The sequence below is a fragment of the Nostoc sp. genome, assembly GCF_036917655.1.
Classification (GTDB): domain Bacteria; phylum Cyanobacteriota; class Cyanobacteriia; order Cyanobacteriales; family Nostocaceae; genus Nostoc.
On record NZ_JBALCY010000076.1, the window covers coordinates 156251 to 181767 of the forward strand.

General features: G+C 42.6%; 22 protein-coding genes and 3 pseudogenes. 7 read left to right on the plus strand and 18 right to left on the minus strand.

Going from position 1 to position 25517, the window contains the following annotated elements; genetic code table 11:
- Positions 1-4 precede the first annotated feature (4 nt).
- The 9 genes from V7K30_RS29725 to V7K30_RS29765 form a co-directional block, all read right to left on the minus strand.
- Positions 5-1414: an EH signature domain-containing protein gene (locus V7K30_RS29725; RefSeq protein ID WP_335005526.1), complete on the minus strand. Its 1410-nt coding sequence runs from the start codon at positions 1412-1414 to the stop codon at positions 5-7.
- A 13-nt stretch (positions 1415-1427) separates the two neighbouring features.
- Positions 1428-1943, minus strand: a complete 516-nt coding sequence (locus V7K30_RS29730) for an OmpA family protein (protein ID WP_335005577.1) — start codon at positions 1941-1943, stop codon at positions 1428-1430.
- Entirely contained in the window at positions 1943-2167 is a 225-nt protein-coding gene (locus tag V7K30_RS29735; RefSeq protein ID WP_335005527.1) for a hypothetical protein, read from the minus strand. Before V7K30_RS29735 ends, V7K30_RS29730 begins: the two co-directional genes overlap by 1 nt.
- Positions 2160-4556 carry a hypothetical protein gene (locus tag V7K30_RS29740; RefSeq protein WP_335005529.1) on the minus strand — a complete coding sequence of 799 codons (2397 nt, stop codon included), beginning with the start codon at positions 4554-4556 and terminating at the stop codon, positions 2160-2162. The genes V7K30_RS29735 and V7K30_RS29740 overlap by 8 nt, the downstream gene beginning before the upstream one ends.
- 25 nt (positions 4557-4581) lie before the next feature.
- The gene (locus V7K30_RS29745; RefSeq protein WP_335005531.1) at positions 4582-4929 is read right to left on the minus strand and encodes a hypothetical protein; all 348 of its coding nucleotides are present in this window, start codon (positions 4927-4929) and stop codon (positions 4582-4584) included.
- A 285-nt stretch (positions 4930-5214) separates the two neighbouring features.
- Positions 5215-5658 carry a hypothetical protein gene (locus V7K30_RS29750; RefSeq protein WP_335005533.1) on the minus strand — a complete coding sequence of 148 codons (444 nt, stop codon included), beginning with the start codon at positions 5656-5658 and terminating at the stop codon, positions 5215-5217.
- Positions 5659-5727: 69 nt separating this feature from the next.
- Complete coding sequence (locus V7K30_RS29755) at positions 5728-6417, minus strand: hypothetical protein (protein ID WP_335005535.1); 690 nt, start codon at positions 6415-6417, stop codon at positions 5728-5730.
- A 92-nt stretch (positions 6418-6509) separates the two neighbouring features.
- Complete coding sequence (locus V7K30_RS29760; protein ID WP_335005537.1) at positions 6510-7259, minus strand: Uma2 family endonuclease; 750 nt, start codon at positions 7257-7259, stop codon at positions 6510-6512.
- A 22-nt stretch (positions 7260-7281) separates the two neighbouring features.
- Entirely contained in the window at positions 7282-7926 is a 645-nt protein-coding gene (locus tag V7K30_RS29765) for a restriction endonuclease subunit R (RefSeq protein ID WP_335005539.1), read from the minus strand.
- A 232-nt stretch (positions 7927-8158) separates the two neighbouring features.
- Between V7K30_RS29765 and acs the strand changes: the two genes are divergently transcribed.
- The 3 genes from acs (at position 8159) to V7K30_RS29780 (ending at position 11192) form a co-directional block, all read left to right on the plus strand.
- Positions 8159-10132, plus strand: coding sequence for an acetate--CoA ligase (gene acs, locus V7K30_RS29770; protein ID WP_335005541.1), 1974 nt, complete (start codon positions 8159-8161; stop codon positions 10130-10132).
- A 127-nt stretch (positions 10133-10259) separates the two neighbouring features.
- Positions 10260-10940 (plus strand): tetratricopeptide repeat protein, encoded by a 681-nt coding sequence (locus V7K30_RS29775; protein ID WP_335005543.1) that lies wholly within the window; start codon positions 10260-10262, stop codon positions 10938-10940.
- Positions 10941-11060: 120 nt separating this feature from the next.
- Positions 11061-11192, plus strand: coding sequence for a hypothetical protein (locus V7K30_RS29780; protein ID WP_335005545.1), 132 nt, complete (start codon positions 11061-11063; stop codon positions 11190-11192).
- 518 nt (positions 11193-11710) lie between these two features.
- Here the strand turns inward: V7K30_RS29780 and V7K30_RS29785 are convergent.
- Positions 11711-13339, minus strand: a complete 1629-nt coding sequence (locus tag V7K30_RS29785; RefSeq protein WP_335005547.1) for an outer membrane protein assembly factor BamB family protein — start codon at positions 13337-13339, stop codon at positions 11711-11713.
- Between the two features lie 203 nt (positions 13340-13542).
- Here V7K30_RS29785 and V7K30_RS29790 point away from each other — a divergent pair.
- Both V7K30_RS29790 and V7K30_RS29795 read left to right on the plus strand, forming a co-directional pair.
- Positions 13543-14106, plus strand: a pseudogene (locus tag V7K30_RS29790) (Uma2 family endonuclease); the annotation flags it as partial.
- Positions 14107-14247: 141 nt separating this feature from the next.
- Positions 14248-14508 (plus strand): MoaD/ThiS family protein, encoded by a 261-nt coding sequence (locus V7K30_RS29795; RefSeq protein WP_335005549.1) that lies wholly within the window; start codon positions 14248-14250, stop codon positions 14506-14508.
- Positions 14509-14593: 85 nt separating this feature from the next.
- On the opposite strand, the gene V7K30_RS29800 is transcribed toward V7K30_RS29795, so the two are convergent.
- Positions 14594-17467 carry a lamin tail domain-containing protein gene (locus tag V7K30_RS29800; RefSeq protein ID WP_335005551.1) on the minus strand — a complete coding sequence of 958 codons (2874 nt, stop codon included), beginning with the start codon at positions 17465-17467 and terminating at the stop codon, positions 14594-14596.
- Between the two features lie 73 nt (positions 17468-17540).
- On the opposite strand from V7K30_RS29800, the gene V7K30_RS29805 reads away from it, so the two are divergent.
- Positions 17541-17750, plus strand: a complete 210-nt coding sequence (locus tag V7K30_RS29805; protein WP_335005553.1) for a hypothetical protein — start codon at positions 17541-17543, stop codon at positions 17748-17750.
- 328 nt (positions 17751-18078) lie between these two features.
- Here V7K30_RS29805 and V7K30_RS29810 read toward each other — a convergent pair whose 3' ends face one another.
- The 7 genes and pseudogenes from V7K30_RS29810 to V7K30_RS29840 all read right to left on the minus strand — a co-directional run bounded on the left by V7K30_RS29810 (position 18079) and on the right by V7K30_RS29840 (position 25313).
- On the minus strand, positions 18079-18927 hold the full coding sequence (locus V7K30_RS29810; RefSeq protein WP_335005555.1) for a lysophospholipid acyltransferase family protein: 849 nt from the start codon (positions 18925-18927) through the stop codon (positions 18079-18081).
- Positions 18928-19335: 408 nt separating this feature from the next.
- On the minus strand, positions 19336-20529 hold the full coding sequence (locus tag V7K30_RS29815) for an MFS transporter (protein ID WP_335005557.1): 1194 nt from the start codon (positions 20527-20529) through the stop codon (positions 19336-19338).
- Positions 20530-20561: 32 nt separating this feature from the next.
- The gene (locus V7K30_RS29820) at positions 20562-21260 is read right to left on the minus strand and encodes a glutathione binding-like protein (protein WP_335005559.1); all 699 of its coding nucleotides are present in this window, start codon (positions 21258-21260) and stop codon (positions 20562-20564) included.
- Between the two features lie 56 nt (positions 21261-21316).
- Positions 21317-22093: a class I SAM-dependent methyltransferase gene (locus V7K30_RS29825; RefSeq protein ID WP_335005560.1), complete on the minus strand. Its 777-nt coding sequence runs from the start codon at positions 22091-22093 to the stop codon at positions 21317-21319.
- Between the two features lie 34 nt (positions 22094-22127).
- The gene (locus tag V7K30_RS29830) at positions 22128-22817 is read right to left on the minus strand and encodes an SDR family NAD(P)-dependent oxidoreductase (RefSeq protein ID WP_335005562.1); all 690 of its coding nucleotides are present in this window, start codon (positions 22815-22817) and stop codon (positions 22128-22130) included.
- A 333-nt stretch (positions 22818-23150) separates the two neighbouring features.
- Positions 23151-23309: pseudogene (locus tag V7K30_RS29835) on the minus strand (type II toxin-antitoxin system RelE family toxin); the annotation flags it as partial.
- Between the two features lie 705 nt (positions 23310-24014).
- Positions 24015-25313: an MFS transporter gene (locus tag V7K30_RS29840; RefSeq protein WP_335005564.1), complete on the minus strand. Its 1299-nt coding sequence runs from the start codon at positions 25311-25313 to the stop codon at positions 24015-24017.
- Between the two features lie 8 nt (positions 25314-25321).
- Between V7K30_RS29840 and V7K30_RS29845 the strand changes: the two are divergent.
- Positions 25322-25517, plus strand: a pseudogene (locus tag V7K30_RS29845) (hypothetical protein); the annotation flags it as partial.

The following is a 25517-nucleotide window of genomic DNA, read 5'->3' on the forward strand; positions in this document are numbered from 1 at the left end:
ATTTTCAGTCTATTAAAAAACAAATCTTGTTACAGTAGACTTTAGCTTCCCGTTCTAGACGTTCAATTTCTCTTTTCCACGGCTCAAGCCTGTTTTCTCGCTTTCGTAATTGATCTGGTGTAGGGTTTCTGGAAGGCTGGGTATTTGGATTAGGCAGAATTCCATGATTTTTAAGCCAAGTGGGGGAAAATTCCTGCCAAAGAAATAGATGATCGTGCTTATCGCCACCCAGACAACGAATCCGCTTGACTGAAAGAGTGGATTCACCAAAAAGGATTTGCTCATTTCTGGAATTTTTTGGAAACAGGCGTGTCTCACTACCTCTTCCACGAAAGAATTCGACTACAAACCACTCACCAAAATCAAATATACAGACTTCTGTTGGGTCGCTACCATCATCCTCTAGTAGATCAACATCATCTTGAATTTGATACCCGATGGCAATTTGTGATGTTTTAGGTAACAAGATGCGAAGCCGTTCAAAGCGGTTACTGTAATTAGCCCAAAAGTCTCTGCGTCTACGTAGCTGATTTGACTCGAAGTCTTGTAAATCCAGCCTATTCAATATGAGATTTACTAACTTTTGGAAGTCACCATAATTGATACCTCCAATCCACTCTCTAAGTTTTTGCCTTGCTGGATCTAAAAGTTTATACCACTTTTCACCATTTCTATAGTTATTTCGCAACCAATCAACCAGTAAAGAATGATTGGTTGCTATATTATTGGAAACATTAGTGAGTAAATAACTAACAGCTTTTATTTGCTGAGTATCTGACATTTCATCTAAACATATTAACAGCCATTGTACCTGCTGATGATTTGGAGAAGTAATTGTAGAGAAATCGGGAGTTATATCTTCTATAAATTGGCTAAACAATGGAATATAAGCAGGTAAAATGTCTCGGATGTTGTTTAGCAATCCAGTTCGATTAACACGCTTTTCGCAAGCAATTTTCGCTAATTCTCTACCTGCTTGTGTACTGCGAAGCGCCCGAATAATTTGAACTGGTAGCAGATGACTAACTAAGCCAGAATTAGCAAAAATATCAAAAGATTCAGCTAGAGACTGTGCTAAAACCTGTTCTTCCTGACCACTAGAATAAAGAGCTAAACGCCACAATAGCTGATGTTGCAACCATAAGTTAGAAATTGCTACCTTCCAAATAGCTGCTGATGTTTTCCTGCATCGGTCAATATTTTGCTGATCCCACTGCGCTTTAGCATGGATGCAGTAAATCCAGTCCAACGGACTTACTTGATCAGCTTTACCCTGTTCAATAGCTTCCAATATTTTATCAACACTTGGTATTGATATTGTTGCATCTGGTAACTTACTTGCAAGCTGAATAAGTTGATTAGGACTACACTGGGGAGTTTCAGGTAGGGAAGGAATGGAAAACTGAAAATTCAAAATTGTTTCTCCTTTAAAGAGAGCTTTTGGTGATATCTTTCTTTAACTCATCACTGCGAAACTGAAAACGGAAAACTACCTTGCGATCGCCTGGATTATCACGTTTCTTATCAGATTCAATCTCTCCACGACCAGCAGCTAATATTTTCTGGCTTAAAGATGCTTTGGTAGGGAAATTCATGTCATAAAAAATGTATGTATAAACTGATGATGCTCGCAACAAGCTTAGTTGTAGATTGGTTTTGTCATCTCCTTCTGAGCTAGTATGACCTTCTATAACTACACGGCTAATTTCCTGATCAAATTCTGGTTTAGAGAAAATCACACCACTGTAAACAGGAATAAAGCGGCGTAGGAAAGCTTTACCTTCTGGTTTAAGTTCTGTACTTCCCTTGGCAAAAAGAATTGATTCTTGGATACTGACATCCCCATTATCTGGGTTGACTTTGACGTTGATAAGCTGTCGCGTATATAACTTGCACTTTTCATGGTCTGGAACCCTTGTTGCAAGGAGAACACTCTGGAAAATTAAAGACGCGACAGCTTATTATTGCTTTTCATCTGTCCCACAACATTACCAATTACTACCCGTTTTGGTACATCCTTTTGAGCAAGCTGGAGTAGGGCAGTGATAAATAGCAAAGCAAAAAACATTAGTAAACTAGACATTAAATCGGCAATAGACAGATAGATACTAGAGTCATCATCCTCTATAATCTCTGTGTTGATTTCACCTCTGATCAAATCATCCATGATTGCTTCCACCAGTACCAAATTGGCGGTTATCATGTGCAGCAACTAGAACTTTTGCTGTCTCTAGTAAACCTCCGCAAACTCTAGCCATAGAAGTATCTGCTTGTTGGAAAAAGCTTACCTGTGAGTCAACATTCCTTTGCATAGAAACTTCAAGATGACTCTGCAAAGACTGAAGGCTATTGTCAAATTTTCGATTCAAATTCCTGTACGAATCGTCCACTCTTTGCACTTCCTGACCAATACCACGAGCCAGATTTTCTAGTTGTATTAGTCGTTGTGCATCATTTAATCCAGCCGCACTAACTAATCTGTTAATTTGTTCGACAGACTCCTGAATTTTAGTCATACTTTTGTCTACTTCTTGAGTCAATTTACTACGTCTTTCAAATTCCTCACGGAAGACTTGATCAAGATTTTTCACAACCCCAGATAATCCTTCCTGTTGTTTGCCTAGTGTCCCCTCAAGTAAGTTGTTTTGTTCTTGAAAAAACATCTGTAAATTCGCTTGATATTCTTGCCGGAATTTTGTCAAATCTTTCTCTACTGTTTGGCGGGTGGCTGTGAGTGTTGTGTCAATATTTCCTAAAGTGGCCAGAAGATTATCCTTTGCATCATTCATCAAGCCAGAGGCTTGATCACCCACTGTTTTTAGAGTATTAGTTTGCTCATGAAAGGTTGTATTTGCTTGGGTAAGAATTTGGATAATTCCAGTCCGAGTAGCTTGAAGCATCAGCTGTTCTACTGCTGCGCGTTCTTGTAGCGCTGTTTGCAGTTCCTCTCGAATTCCTTTGAAGGTAGCAGCCGCTTTTTCTGCACTGGCTTCAAAAGCACTTCGTTGGGCTGTCATTCCTTCGATACTCTGAACTACACCTCGATTAATTTCGTGGGCTGTTTGTTGTAGAACTCCCGTAGTTTCAGTTTGGAATTGACTCAAAGTTTGCCCCATATTGTTAGCAAATCCTTGAAGCATATTCTGTTCTATTACTGCGCGTTCTTGTAGCGCTATTTGCAGTTCTTCTCGAATTCCTCGGAAGGTAGCAGCAGCTTGCACTGCGCTGGCTTCAAAAGCACTTCGCTGGGCTGTCATTCCTTGGATACTTTGATCTACAGCTCGATTAATTTCCTGTGCTGTTTGTTGTAAAACACCTTTTGTATCTGTTTGAAATTGATTGAGAGTGTATCCCAGATGGTTCGCGAATACTTTGAGTTCTACCAAAGTTTCTTTTTGAAAGTTCTGAATTGTCAAGATGGAACTTGCCAAATTTTGAGATATACCACCCAATTCTCTATGCAGTGTTAGCACCGCGGTGGAAGCTTGCTGTGTTAACTCTGCACTTCTATCTAATCTATCTGCAATGGGTTCAAGTACCTGAACTCGCAGATCCTTGATGAGTTCTTCTAAAACTTTCTGTCCCTGATTTTCTTGGAGTTCTCGGAGTTGTTTCTGCTCTTTGAAAATTGCTTCTAAAGCTGGAAATATCTGCTGACGCACCGCTAGGGCAATAGCTTGGGCTGATAACTGATTTAAACCTGCAAACTGTTCTGCAATACTCCTACCTACAGCTTGACCAATGCCTTCTGCACTTAACTGCTTTAGCCCGGTCAAGTTTTTTGCTACAAGACTAAGTGCTTCAGCTACTTCACGGTTGGCATTTTGTTCTGCAATACTCCTACCTACAGCTTGACCAATGGCTTCTGCACTGGGTTGGTTTAACCCTGACAATTTATTTCCTACACGGATAAATGCCTCAACTAGATCGCTATTGCTATTATCTGCCGTTTTTAAAGTTGCGATCGCTTTCAATTTCTGACGCAAACTATCACGCCGTTTCTGCCGTAGTGAATCACACCCAAACAAAACTAGAAGAAACAAGCTACCAGAACCAAGCCCCATCATGGAAGTGGAAAAAGCTGTTTTCATTCCCACCAGTAACTCTTTACTGGCAGTCATCAATTCTTTGGGATTATCTGTAGATAAATTAATTCCTTGGAGTCCCTGTTGTATACCATAAAAGGTTCCTAAAAGACCAATAGCAGTACACAAGGTTGTCACGAAACGCAGGGAACTTCGAGGTATTGGGCGGGCTAAGACAGATGGATACTTTATCAGTACGAACTTGCCATCCTTTTGCGCTTGTTGAATTATACTTAGATCATCGGTTCCTAAATGCTTTTTTAACCAGTTGCGAACTTCGTTTGAAAGGTTTACATTTTTACCCTTTTTCATCAAAATTTTAATAGAGGCTCCAGTCGCGCCACACTCTGAGCGCCAATACTGCCATAATGTGTAAAATTCAATAAAAATTGCGGCTACTAACACAAAAGCAACTGTCCAATGAAAAGGTTCGTTATGCCAAATAATGCCCCAAACTTTTGCTATATCCATGCTGTACACCTCTTGTTTATCTTGGTTATATCTTTTTGAATTGCTTTAATTCTTTATCCGCAAGAACTTCTTCAGCTATCCGCATTGGGAGATGTTCTGCATACAGGCGGTTTCCTATAGGTTCCCGGAGACGTAAGCTATAAACTGGCTCACCTTCTGCCTTTTTGTCCTCAATTAGATAAACCTGTTCTGGTGCATAGCTTCGCAATAAACGCACCTGCAAACAGGTTTTTAAATCCCGTGAAGAAGTAGATAGGGGTGAATCATGCCCAAATAATTCACAAGCGACTTTCCAAGCGTGGTTAACCGCCACAATTTCTTCAACCAATTTCTCCACAGAAGGGTATAATAGTTTCGCAGTTTCATCAATCAATGCTTTTGACCTACTTGTCTGAGCTTCAATAGGTCTATAATTCCCAAAATGAAAATTTATTTAACTTTTCTTGATAAAGCTATATTGATAAAAGTAATTTCTGATGCCAAGCCCCTCTTTGGGTGTTAAAAAGTTGGGAGTATCACCAAATGTATTCGCACATTCTCTATTTTCCTTGTTATGCCTGAGAAAAAGAAAACAAAGTCTGCTTACGCAGGCTTTGTTTCTAAAGCAGTAAATTATAGTTTAATGGCAATTTAATCTACCACTACTCAATTAAAAATCTCACAAAATCTCTGCCAACTTTACCACCAGAGTATTTGCTAAATCCACTAACCTAATATCATCTGTATCAAAACTATTTTCTTCACCAGCTAAAAGATTTTTTACCGCAGATAACCTGTCATTGGTTTCAGAAATTCTCCAAGATTCTTCTAAGTTTACTGCAAAATCAAACAGCGATCGCTCTCCTAAATGCTGTCTTACCCTAACAGCTACACTATCATTACTTACCAAAAATTCCTTGATAGCATCTAATCGAGAATTACCTAATATTTCGTCATTTCCCCACGTTTCCAGCCAGTCTCCATCTACATCTTCAACGTAAAAATTGACAAAATTAACCCCGTAAGTTAGCCAGTTTTGCTGCATTTGTCGGGCTGTTGCTAAAGCTTCCGCAAATGTATCTACTTGATTGTTGCAGCTGTGAGTTTCTCTTTTATTAGCCATAAAAGCTGTAATTGGCACGTAAGTATATAAGGCTATAACACAAATCTGGAATATCAAATTCCAGAAAATTCACGAAAATTTTAAATATTTGCCACCAGAAAGATAATCACTGTTATACAGGGCCACGTTGACTAACTGGTTGACAAAATTAGCATCCTTGGGATTGTAACTTAAGAACAATCCTCTCTCTATTTCCCACGATCGCAGTGTATTTTGCCAAGCTTGGTACTTTTGGTGATTAAGTTCTTCAGAAACACTAGTTACTTGAATACACAGTGGTTGATTGTTACGACTAACAATTAAATCTGTTGCCATCGAAAGGTCGGCGATATAACGCTGCCAAAAACTACCTTCTCGCTGAACAATATCTTGAGCTATTGATTTAATGATATCATGATCAACCTGATTAAATTCGCCTGCCATCAATTTTTGCTTCCAAATATAAAACTTGGAGTCACTTGCATTAATCCATCTAGGAAAGAGATAAGCATACCAATATCTCTCGATCGGCGTCATTTGCTCAAACTTTGCTTTTTGTTCTTCTTCTGAAGGTAAGGATTTGATTATCAGCCAAATGGTAGAATCCGTAATCACCTCTAAGAGAAATGCAATGACAAATGGTTTTGCAGTCAGGGAACCTGGCTTGATATTCTTTACCCAACGATTGATTTCATCTAATTTTCTCGCTAAATTATGATCTATCGAGGAGGCTTGCTCGATAAGGGACTTTAGCTTATCCTTAATTTCTTTTGCTTGCAAACGATGCCCTACTTTCAGAAGATAATGCTTTTTTTACACACTAATAAGTAAATCTTAACTTGAAAATGTACTTAATTAATTTCCTGATGTCATTAAATATTCTCTAGGTCGATGCCCTGTATACGTAAAACCTCCCGCAGTCGAGCAATTTCTTGGTCTGCCTGTTGGGCGCGTTCTTCTGCTTGTTGGGCGCGTTCTTCTGCCTGTTGGGCACGTAAACTTTCTTGTTCAGCCAATTCTTCTGATGATAGTATTAATTGGTTTTCCGTAGTGAAGAATCTTAATTTACCTTCATAAACTCCCAAATAAAGTTCTAACTGCTGACTCCACAAACGTCCATCAGTGGTGGGTTGAATTTCTTGATACTTACCATCAACTAAATGAAATCCCTGAAACTCCATTGTTACAGGGTCAAACCAGAAATAATCTGGTGTACGGAAGGTATCCTGATAAACTTGTTTTTTTAAACCTTTATCAACTGCTGCCGTTGAACTTGACAAAATTTCCACAATCAGATTTGGATATTTGCCGTCTTCTTGCCAAACTACCCAACTCTTACGGTCTTTTTTCTGAGTTCCCAAAACTACAAAAAAGTCTGGGCCACGGAAATGTTCTGATTTTCTTTGGTTGGGACTATAGTAAATCGTCAAATTGCCAGATGCATAGAAATCTTGCCGCTCTCGCCACCATAATTTAAGTATGCGAATCAGCAAATCGATTTGGTCACGATGCAGATCACTTTCCAAGGGTGGTTCGTCACTAAGTAGATCGCCAAGAGGAAAAATAACTTCGTCCTCTGAAATCCCATCAGAGATGAATTCTAGGGTAGCAGGTTCAGACATCAGCGATCGCTCCGCAATTTATTTACTGAAAATTCGCTAATTTGCAGATGGCTTTGAAAACTTGTAATAACTCTATTGCATCTGGAGATTCGTTTAAACTTAATAATGGCATTAACTGATAAGTTGACTGCTCGTCACGTGTTAAATGAACAAATTGATAACGCAGTCCGTTAGTTGCTAGTCCCCAAATTGATGTTTGTTGCTCTAGACTCTTAAAAGCATAAGTGAGTAATTGAGGTAAACCCTCACCAACTTCGATTGCACTATTTTTAGTTTCAATCACTACAACCCAAAATGGCGGCGTAATCTTACTTTGAAAACTGTTGATTGCTAAAATATCCATCCGTCCGGTAATTCTTCTGTCTTCATCTTCGACTGCGATCGCAATGCTATCTTCCATTGTCAAGCGAATCGGTACATCGTAAAATCCTGCTAACCGCATTAGTGGCGCGATTGTTAAAAATTTAACTAACCCCTCAGAAATTTTACCCAGCATTAAATAACGTTCAAAGTCGCTTCTGATTCGCAATAAATCCTGCTGTTCAAACTCTGTTAATGGTTCTAAATTTAAGAAATCTGTAAATGAACCATTTGAAAGCTTGTCTAGTTTAAGAAAGCGATGAACATCGTTGAGAGATAGGCTGCTAGCTTCGACGGTAAGTGTCATAGTTTGAGGCGTTGTTTGTCAAGACTACTTATATTTTGCAACATTCGCGGTAGATAGACTGCAATGTAACGTCTTTACATTTCTTGATCACTTGCTTTTAATAGATGAAAATGAATGTAAACTAAATAACTCAGCAATTTCCACCTAGCTTAACGAAAATCTAAACACTGTCTAGCACAACTGGGCTAAGAATAGTTTTTAGTAACAATAGCGATCGCACTCATAACTAACCATGTCTCAACCAACTATAGAATCAATCCTACAAGAGAACCGCCTCTTTCATCCTCCTAGTGAATTTTCACAGAACGCCCATATCAAAAGCCTGGATGACTATCAGCGTCTCTATGATCAAGCCAAAGCTGATCCGCAACAATTTTGGGCAGACTTGGCGACAACAGAATTAGAATGGTTCCAAAAATGGGATACAGTATTAGACTGGCAACCGCCTTTTGCTAAGTGGTTCGTTGGCGGTAAGATTAATATTTCTTACAACTGCCTTGACAGACATCTCACTACCTGGCGCAAAAATAAAGCAGCATTGATTTGGGAAGGAGAACCAGGTGATTCGCGTACCCTCACCTATGCCCAATTGCACCGAGAAGTTTGCCAGTTCGCTAATGTGTTGAAGCAACTGGGTGTACAAAAAGGCGATCGCGTTGGTATTTATCTGCCGATGATTCCCGAAGCAGCGATCGCGATGTTAGCTTGTGCGAGAATTGGCGCACCCCATAGTGTGGTATTTGGTGGTTTTAGTGCCGAAGCTTTGCGCGATCGCTTGATTGATGTTAAAGCTAAACTGGTAATTACCGCTGATGGTGGTTGGCGCAAAGATGCGATCGTTCCTCTCAAGGAACAGGTAGACAAAGCCTTAGCTGATGGTGCTGTTCCCAGTATAGAAAATGTCCTGGTTGTCAAGCGCACCGGACAGGAAACTTATATGCAGTTGGGCGGACGCGATCATTGGTGGCATGATTTGCAAAAAGGAGTATCAGCAGATTGTCCCGCCGAACCAATGGACAGTGAAGATATGCTGTTTGTCCTCTACACTTCAGGTAGCACAGGTAAACCGAAGGGCGTAGTGCATACAACTGCGGGTTATAATTTGTATACCCACATGACTACCAAGTGGATATTCGACCTGCAAGACACAGATGTGTATTGGTGTACCGCAGATGTAGGTTGGATTACGGGACACAGCTATATTGTCTACGGCCCCCTTTCCAACGGTGCAACGACGCTGATGTATGAAGGTGCGCCCCGTACTTCTAATCCTGGCTGTTTCTGGGATGTAATTGAAAAATACGGCGTTAATATTTTTTATACTGCACCTACGGCAATTCGGGCATTTATTAAGATGGGAGAACAACATCCTAAGGCGCGAAACCTGTCTTCGTTGCGTTTGCTGGGAACCGTGGGCGAACCGATTAACCCAGAAGCTTGGATGTGGTATCACAAAGTAATTGGTGGCGAACGTTGTCCAATTGTTGATACCTGGTGGCAAACGGAGACAGGCGGTATTATGATTACACCGCTACCAGGAGCAATTCCTACCAAACCGGGTTCAGCAACTTTTCCCTTCCCAGGAATTATTGCAGATGTCGTGGATTTAGAAGGAAACACCGTACCCAATAACGAAGGCGGTTATCTGGCAGTGCTACATCCGTGGCCAGGAATGATGCGAACAGTCTACGGCGATCCAGAACGCTTCCGCCGCACCTACTGGGAACATATCCCGCCCAAAGATGGTAACTATACTTACTTTGCTGGTGATGGTGCAAGACAAGATGAAGACGGCTACTTTTGGGTAATGGGTCGTGTGGATGACGTATTGAATGTATCAGGACATCGGCTTGGTACAATGGAAGTAGAATCAGCCTTAGTTTCTCATCCAGCGGTTGCAGAAGCAGCGGTAGTGGGTAAACCGGATGAACTTAAGGGTGAAGAAGTAGTTGCTTTTGTGACTCTAGAAGGCACTTATCAGGCAAGTGAGGAACTGAGTAAAGAACTTAAGCAGCACGTTGTCAAAGAAATTGGTGCGATCGCCCGTCCGGGAGAAATTCGCTTTACGGATGCTTTACCCAAAACGCGATCGGGTAAGATTATGCGCCGATTGCTGCGGAATCTAGCTGCGGGTGAAGAGGTATCTGGGGATACTTCGACATTGGAAGATAGAAGCGTGTTGGATAAATTACGAGAAGGCACGTAAATAATTCCAAATGAGCCTAGTAGGGGCGCATATATATGCGCCTTTACCGTCTGTCTTGTAATTTCTTACGCGCTAACGCACCTCAATTTATCATAAAGATTAGAACATTATTGAGGCATTCAGGGCGATGAAGTTGAAGCACAAACCTAAATCAGCATTTGTTCAATCTTTTAGCGGCATGACGCTGAGTATCATCACTGTAATGGGGATATCACCATTAGTGTTAGCGGTTCCTGCAAAACTTTCTTTGGATTCGTCTGAACAGTATGCACAGAGACAACCACAAAAACTAGCACAGTCTTCAGATACAGGGACACCAGAGCGATCGCAGATGATGCAACAAGCCAATGCTTTATTTAATCAGGGAGACTTAACAGGTGCAGAGGAAAATTTACGCAAGTTAATTAAAAAATTCCCAGACGATGCCTTTGGACGCTTTCAACTGGGAAATGTGCTTTTTCGGCAAAAGAAATCAGAAGAAGCAATTAGCTCTTATCGAGAAGCCATTCGCATCCAGCCAAAATATGCTCTAGCCTACAATGCGATCGGTATTGTTTATGCTAGCCAAAGTCGCTGGGAAGAAGCCATTACTGAATATAAAAAAGCTCTAGAAATTAATCCTAATTATGGCGAGGGGCTAACTAATTTTGCACTGGCATTGTGGCAAACAAATAAAAAAGATGAGGCACTATCTTCTCTACAAAAAGCTTTAAATATTTTTAAAGCACAGAATAGAGGTGAAAAAGTTAACCAAGTCGAACGAATCTTGAAAGAGATTAAAACTGGTGATGAGCCTAGTGTTTCATGAAAATCATATTATTCAGTGCGTAAAAGTTAAGAAGAGTTGCTGACGATTAGCTTTAAGGATGTTTAGATAACTCCACAATTGAATCGGCTCCTGTATTATATCAAGTCCGGTTAATCACTTATGATTACCGGATCTGTGCAAAAATCCCAAAAGCCTCTTTTCCCCCCCTGCGGTCTAAATGATAAGTCATTGACCGGACATGATATTACCCGCGATCGCATCCAACAAATCCATACAGGCATCGCTACATGATTCAAAACAGTTGTGATATCATGTCCGCATAATTCGTTGTGATTCCCATAGTCATTGCACCCCACACGCCAGATGCTCCACTTGGGGAGACCCCAGACGCTCTCTACGAGACGCTGCGCGAACGCGGACTCGCTACCGCTTCGCTATCGCTTTTAGCGTCTCCCCTTCTCACATTGGGAGAGGCTAGCGCCCGCCGTAGGATGCCCGTTCGCAAGAGCGTCTCCTTTAGGAGAAGGGCTGTAGGGAGAAGACCGCACTGGCTCCCCTTAATCCCCTCCCCGCTCTTCGGGAGGGGAGACAAAGCATAGCTTTGGCTCTTTGGGGAACTCCTGAGTTTAATAAGCAATCAAGCGGACATGATATGAAGTATTTGTCTAAAATCCTGGAATTGCACAAGGAAATTGATTATGATTAAATTTAGGCATAGCCATCAGTATCTTCTTCAAGACAATTTGTAGTTAATATTACTATGTGTTGGAGAAGATATTGATGGCTATCCTTTTTTCTGCCCGTGCTAATCACCGATGGTTCGAGACTGTGAATGCGTAAAACTTATTATTAGACTTAAACCCGCCTGGGATGCGGCTGTAGCCAGAACCCCAGTACACTGTACCATCAACCACTGCTGCACCTGCAACTACTGATCCCCCACTGTTAAAATTCCACAGAATGTTACCAGTCTTTGCATCTAATGCATACATATTATTCTTATCGGCTCCAAATGCCATCGAGCCACCATACACCACTCCATTCGCTACTGTGATTGGAGCCATATCCCTTTCACCTGTTGGATCTGCTGTCTGCCAGATAATTTTGCCAGTCGCTGCATCAAGCGCACTCCATGACCCACCCTTAATAGTCTTACGTGATGGCTCTAATGTGTACTGCTCAAATCCGTAGTTTGAAATCGCAACATAAATTTGTTGACAATCCGTAGCTGAACCCCACATTATTCCACCAATAGGACCACCAGGACCAACAATTCGGCTCCAGACAACTTTTCCAGTATCCCGGTCAAGCGCCCAAAAGGCACCACTCTTCTGACCAGCACCAAGTAGATCGCGCGATTTTCCAGCATTTTTAACAGTGAAAAGCATCGGTGCCTGACCGAAATCATAATCTGGTCCTTTGGGGTCAGGGCAATTGGAGATAACGCCATAGTAGCAGGCAACAGTCCAGGTATCGTATCCCTGTAGTTTATTTGCCCACTTAATCTTGCCAGTATCGAGATCAAGTGCCATGATCGCGTCAATATAATTATTGGAATCGAGGCATTGCGACTCATCAGGAACTGTCTGTGAAGAGAGTTTTGCAATACAATCTCTTACCTTTTGAGGCACATTGTAGTTATTGCCTGTTGCAATATATACCGAATTTCGCTTCGGATCGATTGCTGGTGTGCTACCCCATACTGCTCCACCTGAGTAGCCATCCGATTGACCATAATTTTCCGGTACGATGTAAGTTTTCCACAGAAGCTTTCCAGTATTCAAATCTACCGCCGTCATGCTTCCACGGAATGTGCAGCATGGGTATTTCGGATTGTTAGCCACTGTTTCCTCAGAAGAGGCAACTCCAACATACACACGATTGCCATAAATGGTCGGTGACTGAGTAATAATAGCATACGGGTGTTTGTCAAGTTTTGTTTTCCAGATTAGCTTCCCAGTATCTTTGTTAACTGCTATCAGGAAAGCACCTTCCTGGCTACCAATAATCACTTTATTCCCTTTAAGTGCTGGACTTGTGCGCGAGACAGCTTTTGGGATACTTGGATCATTAATATAGCTGGCAATGCTATTTGCCCAAATCTGTGTACCCGTCTGTGCATCAATCTTAAAAAAATTACCGCCCCAGTCAGGCATATATACAGTTTTATCTACAACTGCTGGCGTAGCAGAGAGTTCACCTCCGGCACTGAAAATCCATTTGGGAGACAAGTTTGTTACATTCTTTGGACTGAGGTATCTCTCACCTGCTTGATAGCGAGTATTGTTTAGGTTCTGACCACCTAACCTCCACTGATTATCCGATCTCCACTGATTGTCTTTAGCACTACTACTAATTGTTGGCATGATAAAGATTAATGCCACTGTAACAATTCCCAGCGCTCGTTTACAGGATGAATAAGTTTTAATCAAAGTCACTAATTTCCTTTGCTACTACTAAGGTGACATAAGCTAGAGTTAAGTCTAAGTAAGTAGGCGTCAAAAAATCAAGCTATGTGACAAAATGTAAAATCTGCAAATAGCCAATAAATTGGTCATTCCATAGTTTTTACAAAACTAAACATACATGGGTTTTATCGTACCGACTTACTTAATGCAAATGATGGGAGGATATAGAAAATATTCGCAATCATCGTAAGACCCTTGACAGTAAAATGCGGCGTTCATACGTCCTGTGGAAGGAGTATGTCGCGCCCTTGATTGTGCTGGAATTTGTCTCTGGAGATGGTTCAGAAGAACGAGATAACACACCGCCATCTCAAGGGGAAGGTGGAAATGTTGGTAAGTTTTGGGTTTATGAGCAGGCAATTCGAGTGCCTTATTATGGAATTTATGAAGTAGCAAAAGCGCAGGTAGAAGTTTACCACCTAGTCGATAATGCTTATCAAGTGATGAAACCCAATGAACGCGGACATTACCCAATTGTTCCTATGGGGGTAGAGTTAGGAATCTGGCAGGGATTTTATCAGAATGCAGAGTTACCTTGGTTACGCTGGTGGGATGCACAAGTAAATTTATTGTTAACAGGTTATGAAGGCACTGAAGTTGAGCGACAAAAGCGGGAGAGAATTGTAGAGAAATTGCGTAGGCGTAGCCCGTCGTTCGCGTAGCGTCTCGTAGAGAAGACATCGCTCTCTGCTAAACAACTCAACGCTTTAGGAATTGACCCAGAAATGTTGGATTAAGAAATATTATCGTCTACGTCAGGCAATTTTTTTTAGCTAAGACTTGTGAAATCATCTACTTAGTAATGTATAATTAATCCCAAAAGTTGAGGGTGTTTGTCAAGTATTAAACTACTTGCTGGTACTGCCAAAGCATGTTGTATGTCTAAATCTGCAATCACCGTTACCGTCAAACTGTTTGCTGTTTATCAAGAAGCCTTTAGGGTTTCGGAACTGGTGCTGGAATTTCCTAAAAGTATGCCAGTCAAAGCAGTATGCGATCGCCTCATAGCTGAACACCCGGAACTCTCCCAATGGCGTGACATCACCCGCTTTGGGATTAATTTAATATTTGTCGAACCAGATACCCTACTACAAGATGGGGATGAAGTCGTGTTGATTCCACCAGTCAGCGGCGGCTAGCAAAACAGTTATGAGTTAGGAGTGATAAGTGATGAGTTAAAGATTCAAAACTTCTAACTCATAACTACTCATTCCTCACTTGCTATTATTTCACTCTGGCGCGGAAGCGAACAAAGCCGTAAGAATCTTTGGCTAAATTGGGTAAATCTGGACTCCGCGTGATATTCACCGCCACAGCTCCATTAGTGTTAGTACCGCAGTATGATGGGGTTGGCTCGTTAGCAGCATAAAAGCGTCCGCGATCGCTTGCATCCTCTATATTGCTGAGGTAAACTGTGGGACTGCTAGAACTAACAGCAAGGGCAATACCTTGATCTGCTCCTCCTAAGCCGCCATCATGAGGAGTATAACCATTAAACGCAGTCGGAATAAAAGTAGTACTGCTAGGAACTAGGTCGCAGAATTTAACATTAGTAGCATCACTCGGGCCCTTAGAGAGAAAGTAGATAGTGTATTCCAACTCATCTCCTGGTTTGACAGTCCCAGCATTAATCAATCCTCGCAGGTAACCAGCAGGCCATGTAAGATAGTTATCATCAGAGGCATAGGGTTCTGGGACATAATTAGCAGCAGTAATCGCAACGTCGCTGCGACCATCTACAATGTCGGTGATATCTTGGTTATTGATGCGGGTGATGCGTTTTACTAACAAAAGCTTTGCATTCACAGCAGTAGCACCGTTATTGCTTTCCCCGACGCTGGTAACACGGCTACCTGTAGTATCAGTGTCTCTAGTTGGTAAGTAGTTTGGACACCGGGTTTTGGCGTTTCCACTGGTGGTTGCTTCCCAACAAGCACTGACATTAGTATCCTTGCCATTGGGGGTCAAGCTGATAGACTGGCCCGAATTAGCCCCAATTAAGGAAGACTGATAGGTGTTGTCCCAGAGATTTAGAGAACTTTGGGGAGGTGTGTTAACCTCACTACCAGCACCATAGGCGATATAGTCAATAATTTTATTCTGGTTATCGTATAACCAGACATCATCACCGGAATTATTGAGTTTGGGAGTCTGTCCCAACCAAGCTTGAAAAGCTGCTGCTGTTGCTTGATGGTTGGCATTATTATTACCAATCCAAATGACAGCATATTGCCCAGGTTGTAAAGTCGTGCCACTGGGGAAGGTATAATGAAAGCCATTGGCAGCATCGCTACTACCGACAATGAGGTTGCCATCTGTCAGCCTCACACCACTCAAATCTACAGGGGATGTAGAAGCATTGTAGAGTTCAACAAACTCATCATTGGTGTCAGTAGTAGTACCTGTTTCGTTGTAAAGCACCTCGTTGATGATAACTTGTCCCGCTAATGGTGAAACTTGGTAAGAAGTTGTTGGGATAATATTTAAATAGGTTAGAACCGCATTACTAGGAACATAAGTCCATATATCTAATCCTTTGACATCACCAAAGGAGCCTGTACAAACTGTATTAGTGTTACCACCACTGGCTGTACCGAAGGCACGCTGAGTGCTAGTAGTATTAAATCCTGTTGTCAGGTTACTGTTAGATATAGACGGTGGGGAATTTCCACATAGGACACTACCTGGTGTTCCCACATCCATTCCAGACAAGGTACGATAGCCGCGATCGTCGTAAAATCCTGTATTATTTCCCAAAGGATTGGTAACGTTGAGGAGAGTAAAAGTTGGCCCTCCCTTGGTACTGTTTTCAGCATCTATAAGAGGAAAGTGGTATTCACCAGCATGAGTTGTGATATGAACTGGGTAGTCTGTGCCAACGGGGAAAAAGTTGCCACTATTATCTTTACCATCCCAGGTAACGGTTTGACCTCCAGATGCCGTCATCGTTCCCCGCAGGACTCGGTTTTGTAGATTAGCAGGATCAAAATCATTACCATCTCTGCTGATGACTATTTCATAGTTGCCTGTTACACTGCTGTCAAATTTAAAAACTCCACCTGTGCTTTGATTCGAGTTATTACCCCCAGCTGTACCAGTAAAGCTAGAATTACTGATGCTTGGAAGTATAGCTATTGTAGGGATACCACGGGCAAAGAGAGAGTCATTTGTTCCAGCGCTACTTTGAGGATTACTGAAGAAAATGATGTGGTTGGGTAAGGCGAAATTGGTTCCACCTTGAAGTTGTGGCATTAGAGCATTATTAACTGCACTCAGAACATCATGGTAGAGCGGTGTCTTTCCATCGCTGTCATAGTAGCCGACATCATTGCCATAAATGACAAAACCATTGGGGTCTAAGCCATTGAGGGCAGTTTTATATTGATAACCGTCTTTAGTGACAATGTAGAATGAAGATTCGATCGGTCTGGCATTGTTTCCGGTATATAGTGCTAAGTAGTCGGCAAACAGTCGCCCGTTAATATCTGTTGTGGAAGTCAAGCTGCTACGTACTGTCACGTCCCACGCAGCTATACTGGTTCCTGATGGATCTTTAAAGTTGTTACCCAAGTTAATTGTTTCTGTAGGAGTTCCATCAAAGTTACTATTACCTCCTTGACCTCCATAGAAAGCTACATAATAAATCCCGTCACCGCCGACTGGAACTTGATAGTAACAGGGTACATAAGCGTTAGTGATTGCTCCACCAGGTGTTGCAGTTGCGGGGTTTGTGATTGTATCTGGGCCTGCTAATTCTTGGTTACGGCTAGATATTTTACCCTGATTTGTATTTCCAGTCTGGGTTCTTTGGGTAGAGCATTGCAACTTAAGATTAGAGAGGCTTTCATTACCTATTCGACCTGTTTTGCTGCCATAGATCAAAATATCACCACTATCGACTCCTACGGAAGTAGAACCCAAGAGGATGTATTCTCCAGCTTTAGCATACACTTGTAGCAATGTGCGCCGCAGAAGAGAATTATCCGCAGGAGTCGTAGGCCCAAACTTGTCTGTCGCCCGCCATTCAAGGTTGGCTCTATAACCAGTAGCACCGCTAGGGTACAAATTCCTACTGCCTTCTGCTTGAACTGGTTGCATCCAGTAACCCCAAGTACACAGTAGTAGAGCCAGCCTACCAAGCCATCTTCTTTGGTGTCTGAGAGATTTGAGGTTGGCGCAGCGTCTCGGCAGGAAAATTAACCCTGAAAGAGATTTAAAAAATAGGCTCATAACTGGTTTACCAGATCCTCACATCCAGGCTTTAATTGGTAACAAAAAGCGAATTACGGCATTCATGGCAAGCGATCGCCTACTTTTAGGTTGCCCAATATATCCGAGAACCTACCATCTTGATTCACATTCAGTGTGGCGATCGCTCTGACAGCAATTTTGTTTTTTATGGATCAATACACTTGAGTTAAGACTTGATCCTCCCTAACCCTCCTTAAAAAGGAGAGAACTAGATGTAAGCCTTTTTAAGGAGCAGGGCTTGGGTTGGGGGTATTTTCTAAAGCCAAATATCACTAAGAGCAAGCGTATTGCTTTATCGATCACTTTTAAAATAGGCAGTGGTGTAGTTCAATTAATTGAAAAACGCAGTAAATAATTTTTGCGCTCGTCACCATTGGCAGGATAATCCTCGTGCCGTCCTTACTCATATGGAATCAAACTAGGTTAGAAGTTGAACGTGCCAATTCTACTCAATAGCTTTAGGACTTAGCAGTTAGCTTCACTAGTTGGTCTAACTCTTGCTGCATCTGACTAACAACTAATTCATAACATTCATTGACATAGTGGCGATCGCTTGCTGCTTCTCGCCCGTAGCGTTCAAATACAATTCGCGGACAAATTTGCGTGTACATGGGCACAGGTAATGGAATGTTGGGCAACGGGCCAATTGCTAATCCCCAAGGCAGTCCCAGATAGATAGGAAAAACTTCTGGATCAATCCCAAACAGCCAAGGCATTCCCCATTCATGGAGTTGCCGCACAATTTTGTAGCAGTCAGCGATCACAATCAGCGTATCGTGAGCGCCCCAGGATATCACAGGCACAATCGGCACATTTTCCCGCAACGCTAACTTGATAAATCCTTGCCGCCCCGCAAAGTAGATTTTATTACGTAAATAATGCGGTCGGAAGATATCTTCGGCTCCACCTGGATAAACTAGCACACTAGCTCCAGAGTGCAAGGCAGTGTAAGCCATTTTCGGATGGGCGATGATTGCTCCAGTCTTGGCGGCCAGTTGTGCTAGTGGCGGGCTAACCTGCCAAGCATTGGGATGCATCAAACCATAAACGGGTTGCTCTACACCAAATCGTCGAAACCAGTCGTACATCACCATCGTCATATCGGGTGCCGCGAGTCCCCCATTATGCGAACCGACAAATAGGACTTTTTCTTGGGGTGCAATATTATCCCAGCCACTAGTTTGAACTCGGAAATAGTAGTGATAGAAAAAGCCCAACAGGGGCATCAGAAATTCTATGAACTTTGGATCTCGCTCATCCAAAGACCAACCGGGTTTTTTGTTTAACAGGTGTTGCTTTTTTGACATCGATGCATTTTAACAGGATTGGTAAAGGTCAAACAATCCTTTGTTAGATATAACCAGGTTCGCGCTATGCACAAAACCTGATTCTTCTAAATACTTTAAGTCAATTTCTTCTCTAGCAGCAGCTAATTCCCAGATAATTACTTCTGCTCGGTCTTTGACTCTGTGTTTACCTTAGTACAGTTTTGCGTAAAAGCGTAGGTAGCGTTTTTAATGCAAGCCGACACATTAACAATGCAAGCCGACGCATTAACAATGTAAGCCAACGCATTAACAATGCAAGCTGACGCCTTAACAATGTAAGCTGACGCATTAACAATGCAAGCCGACACATTAACAAGGCAAGCCGACACATTGGCATTGCAGGGGATTGCTAAATTTAATTTGCTACGAATAAATGAAATGCTGTACTTAGTCACCGCTGTGTTGCTTCTGATTGACTAGCCAAACAGAGAGCAGAGCGATCGCTACACCAGCCACAATAAAACAATAAATGTAACCGAAGTTATCCACAATCCTACCAAATACCGCTGCGCCGATTCCCTGGCCGACAAATAGGTTGAAAACGAACAGCGAAACAGCAGTACCTCGTGCTTCCGGGGAAAGCTCAGTGGCTTGGGTCTGGAGGGTGCTGTGCATCATATAAAAGCCCAATCCCATTAAAATACTCAAGGGGATAAAAAGTATCCAGTTCTGGAACAATGCGATCGCTAAGAAGCTGATAGACATCAAGCCTCCTCCCACGCCCATTAAACCAATTTCACCCAGTCGCTTAACTAACCATTTAACTGAGCGACTGTAAATCAGTCCACCCAAGCCAAAGGCACTGAGCATAAACCCGATCGCTACATAACTTAGACTATAGCGATCGCGCAGAAATGCGCCGACGTAAGCAAATGCTCCAAATAGGCAAAAGCCTTCCACAAACACCCCGATAATTACAGTCCGGGCGATCGGTTGAGTCAATAGTTGGTAATAAGGTCGAAATGTGATGCCACCTACGCGACTTTGGGGACGATGCTCATCGCTAAGATGGCGCGTTCCCCGCCATAAAAGTCCAGCGATGGTAAGAGAGACGATCCCAAATAGGAGAAAGATATCACGCCAGCCAATATATTCTCCAAAGATGCCGCCCAAACTACCACCGAGGATTTGACCCAACACTAGCGCACTTAAATACTTACCGATCGCAGCTTGGCGTTCTTCATAAGGAAAGTTGTCACCAATATAAGCTAGGGTGACAGGGATGATCCCAGCAGCAGCCATCCCTGTGAGAAACCGCAATAAGGTAAGTAAGACGATATTTGACACAAAGGCACAAACAGCCGTACCGACAGCAAATGCCGCCAGTGCTACTGTAATTACCTTAATTTTGCCGATGCGATCGCCTAGTGGCCCATAGACTAACTGAAATAATCCGTAGGGAATCGTGTATGCGGAGATAATCACCGCAGCACTGCCAACGCCCACTTTAAACTCGTCAGCAATGATGTGCAGCAGGGGGTCAATCACTCGTGCATCGGCAATCACCATGAAGGCAGCAGCCCCCAACAGTCCTAATGAGACAGGTGTTTTGTCTGCTATATCCTTTGCTAACCTGCCCACGCAATCCTCCTATTTTTTTATGCCCAGAATGCTTAAGGCTGAATAGTCTTCGCCGATTGGTTAAATAACAAATCTCGTAACTTATCTTGATCAGGCGCTTGAATTTTGAATGCTTCTGCTTTCTCATAGGCGCGAATTGTTGCCGGACGGGTCTTAATTGTCTCAAACCAGCGCTTGAGGTGAGGAAAATCCTCTAGATTCTGACTTTGGAGTTCATGGGGGACAATCCAGGGATAGGCAGCAATATCGGCGATGGAATAATCGCCAGCCACAAATTCTCTATCTGCTAGTTGCTTATTCAGCACTGCATATAAGCGTCCCGTCTCATTCACGTAGCGCTTAATGGCATATTCAATCTTTTCAGGAGCGTAGGTGCTAAAGTGATGATTTTGTCCCGCCATTGGCCCCAGTCCTGCCATTTGCCAGAACAACCATTCTAAAACTTGAGTGCGATTACGTAAATCTTGGGGGATTAATTTCCCGGTTTTTTCTGCCAAATATAGCAAGATTGCACCAGACTCAAAGACCGAAATTGGCGTACCTCCATCTGCTGGTTCGTGGTCAACGATCGCGGGCATCCGATTGTTAGGAGAAATCTTCAGAAATTCCGGCTTAAATTGATCCCCAGCCGCAATATTCACCGGAATTATGGTATATGGTAAGCTGACTTCTTCCAAGAAAATGGTAATTTTATGACCGTTTGGGGTTGCCCAATAATAAAGTTCAATCATGATTATTTTTCCTTGTATTCAGGGTTGGAATTTAAACGCAGAGAATTCGCTACGAATTACGAATTAGATGGCGGTGATTTGGCGATCGCTGCCCAAACTCTGTGGTGAACTTGAAGAATTGGTGTGGGATATTTTGCTTCGAGTAATGTCGCCAATTCCTGGTCAAATACTTCTACTTTTTCTGGTGTCAAGCTGGCTCCCACACCAGCACTAGCACGAATTCGCCCCCGCCAATCTTCGTGTGTATAAGACACAAATACATCGTAAGAAAATGTGCGAATTTCTCGGAATCCTCCTTCACCAATATCTTGTAACCACAGGGGATGCAAGCCATTACCACCAGCCAGATTCCACGCGGGGTTATGAGCTTTGATCAGTTGTTCTGTTGCTTCAACCACATTACCTTTTAAGGGTATCCAATCAAAATGAGCGATCGCAAGCAAGCCATTTCCTCTCAATATCCGAGTAATTTCCTCGACGACACGGGGACGATCAAACCAATGCCAACACTGTCCAGCTGTTACCACATCCGCACTTGCATCTGGTAACTCGGTATCCTCGGCAGTTGCGACTCGATAATCTACTTTGAGTTGGGCAGATTCGCTTAACTGGCTTGCTTGTTCTAAAAGTGAAAGTGATGGGTCTATACCGATTACATAAGCACCTCTATCCGCAAAGCCCCGCGCTAGTGTTCCTGTTCCTGTGCCAAGGTCAACAATGTTTTGCCCTGGTAAACCTATACCATATTCAGACAGTTTGTTAAATAATGAACTGGGAAAGCCAGCGCGGTGTTTTGCATAATCAGTAGCAGTTGCACCAAAATCAATTTTCATACCTGCAAAAATATTCTTGTAACAATTGTCTAGGCTAGAAGTTCTCTACCCACGGACGTAGTTCTATTTCCCATGTCCAAGCACTGCGGGGTTGGTTGAGAATGCTGAGATAAGTTTGAGCGATCGCATCCGGGTCAAGAGTACTATCAGGATTATGTGCTGGATCTTGGCGGTCTGTTGAGCGGATTGCACCATCAATCACGAAATGCGCTACATGGATATTCTTTGGTGCTAATTCTCTGGCAATACTCTGAGCCAAACCGCGCAGTGCAAATTTACCCATTGCAAAGGGAGCAGACAGAGGATAACCCTTAACACTTGCTGAGGCTCCAGTAAAAAATATAGCACCACCGCCAAGTTGTAAAAACCTTTTAGTAGCAGCTTGGGCGACAAGAAAGCCACCATAAGCTGTTACATCTAGGGTTTTTGCCACCTCACCTGGGTCTAGATCAACAAGAGGCCCCCGCACCCGAAAACTGGGATTGTAAACGACAATATTCGGGGAAGCGAGTTTGTTTTCAACATCAATAAATAACTGTTCTACTTCGTCTGGCTTTGAGACATCAGCAGCGAAACTAACTGCGCTAATTTCACTGCTCAATTGAGTGAGTTTTTCAATTTTACGAGCCGCTAAAGCTACGGTGAATCCTTCTTTGGCAAATAGGCGGGCCAAAGAAGCACTCAGTCCACTACCTGCACCGACAATTAAAGCTGTTGTTGCCATAAATTTAATTCTCCTTGTTAGGATTAACAGTTAAGACATTTTATTCAAGCGCCTCTTTTCTTGATCAAATTCCTTGGCGAAACTTGCTGATCTTTTGACTTTGGCGGAGGGCAGCGCTCACAATATTATATTGGTAGAGATGGATAGCAGATACGTTCTACGGTTGCTGATTAATAAGTTTTGCTTTGGCGATCGCTGATAATGTCGAAAGCTCTTATAGCTTTTCCTAGTCAAATGAGTTACATCATAGCCCCTCATCGCTTGCGGAGAGGGGTTGGGGGTGGGGTTCTTGTACCTCACTCAACTGAGAACCGCTATAGTTTTGATTGTATATCAACTTTCATCTTCATAAACCTTACTGCGATGCCCTACTTTAACTACACTTATTAACAAAATATCGTCATATATTTCATAAATCACTCGGTACTCGCCTACTCGAATCCGATAAGTATTTTCTTCATCCTTTAATTTTGTAACCCCATTGGGACGCGGTTCTGTAGCTAAATTTTAAATTTTTGAATCGATGCGGTTTTTAATGTTGCCTGGGAGTTTATTTAGTTGTTTTGTTGCACCCTTCGTAAATTCAATTTGATCCATTACGCAGTTTCTTTCTCATATCCTTTATATTCGTCCCAAGACACAGTACCGTTGATGTGTCTATCTTCCCTAGCTTCTCTAATAGCTTTTATATCCTCTTCATCATCTATACGCTTTAATAGAGCGTAATTTCCTCTAAAGTACTGTCATAAGCTTGATTTAGCAGTACATTGATATCTTTAATTAATTGTTCACGTTCGTGTTCGCTTTTCATTTTAGTCATCCTCTGCAATTAATTTTTTTGACACTTTATCAAATTTGTACAGTATGTCAGCATCAGATATATCACTAGCCTGTTTTACTGTAAGAGCTTTATGAACCAAAGGATTTATTTGATGAAATCAAGGTACATATAGAACTCATATTTGATTTTTGAAAAAACTCAGTACAACTCAAAGAGGCTTCTTCCCTACTCCCCACTCCCTACTCCCCATTCCCACCCTACGCAAATAATTTCAGAAATCAAATCGGATTGCTATATAGGACTAGTATTTGATTTTTGAAATATACGTAGGGTGTGTTAGACGTTCCGTCTAACACACCCTACAGATACTTAATATTGTCTCAAAAATCAAATACTAGTCCTATATCAGCTAGAGATTAAGAATTGAGCGTGACTGAAGATAACTGTGAATTGCCCTTAGTGGGACTTTGACCAATTTGCAGTACACAAACTGCGGCAATCAGACAGAGAACTCCTGATAAAATAAACGCTTGTAAATAGCTACCCGTCCAAGTTCTCAACACTCCGGCTCCGAATGCTGCTGTGGCTGCACCAAGCTGGTGTCCTGCGACAATCCAACCGAACATTACGCCGACATTTTCTTTACCGAAGATATTAGCAACAAGACGGACTGTCGGTGGTACAGTGGCAATCCAATCAAGTCCATAGAAGACGGCGAAAATGGAAAGTCCGTAAAAGGAAAAGTCGAAACTGAAGGGTAAGAAAATCAAAGACAAACCCCGTAGTCCGTAGTACCAACACAATAAGTAGCGATTGTTCCAGCGGTCAGATAGCCAACCGGACATAGTAGTTCCAAAAAAATCGAATAGTCCCATGATTGCCAAAAGTCCCGCAGCTTTGACTTCCGGGATACCGTGGTCAATACAAGCAGGAATCAGATGAGTACCAATTAACCCATTTGTGCTTGCGCCACAGATAAAAAAGCTACCAAATAACAGCCAGAAGTCTCGATTATGCATTCCCAGCCAGAGGGCGTTGAGGGTAGAGGCGATGGAATTCACTCTAGGCTGTGAGATTTCCACAGTTTCGCTGTTGTCGCCAAAGGCCCGCAAACCGACATCCGCCGGCCGATCGCGCATAAAGGCTGCGATCGCTGGAATAATTAGAAGTGCTGCACCAGTCAGACCTAGAGCGGCAATTCGCCACCCAAAACGATCGGTTACTGAGGCTAGCATGGGCAGAAACACCAATTGCCCCGTGGCTGTACTGGCGGTTAAGATGCCGAGAACTAGACCCCGCTTTTCAAAAAACCAGCGATTGACAACAATAGCACCCAAAACCAGGGCGATAACTCCGCTACCACAACCGACAACTACACCCCACAGCAAGACTAGCTGCCAGGATGCTGACATCAAAGTGGTTAAACCGACACCGAGAGCAATGACAGCAAGTGAGAACACCATCATCCGGCGAATGCCGATCCTCTCCATGACTGTGGCGGCAAAAGGGCCAATTAATCCGTAAAGTACTAAGTTAATGGATATTGCCAAAGATATAGTTGCTCTACTCCAGCCAAACTCTTGTTCGAGAGGCACTATAAAAACTCCAGGAGCAGAGCGAATTCCGGCCGCCACCAGCAAGGCTAGGAATGTTAAGCCTGCAACGAGCCAGCCATAGTGGAACGAACGACGCGCTAGAAAGGAGGCTAAGGACATGGTGGGGAGTGGGGAGGAGGGGGCAGGGAGCAGGGAGCAGGGGAGTGGAGTTCAAAGACTTGTCAGCGAGTATTAAAGACTCATTAATGGAGTTCAAAGACTCATTAACGGAGTTCAAAGACTCATTAATGGAGTTCAAAGACTCATTAATGGAGTTCAAAGACTCATTAATGGAGTTCAAAGACTCATTAATGGAGTTCAAAG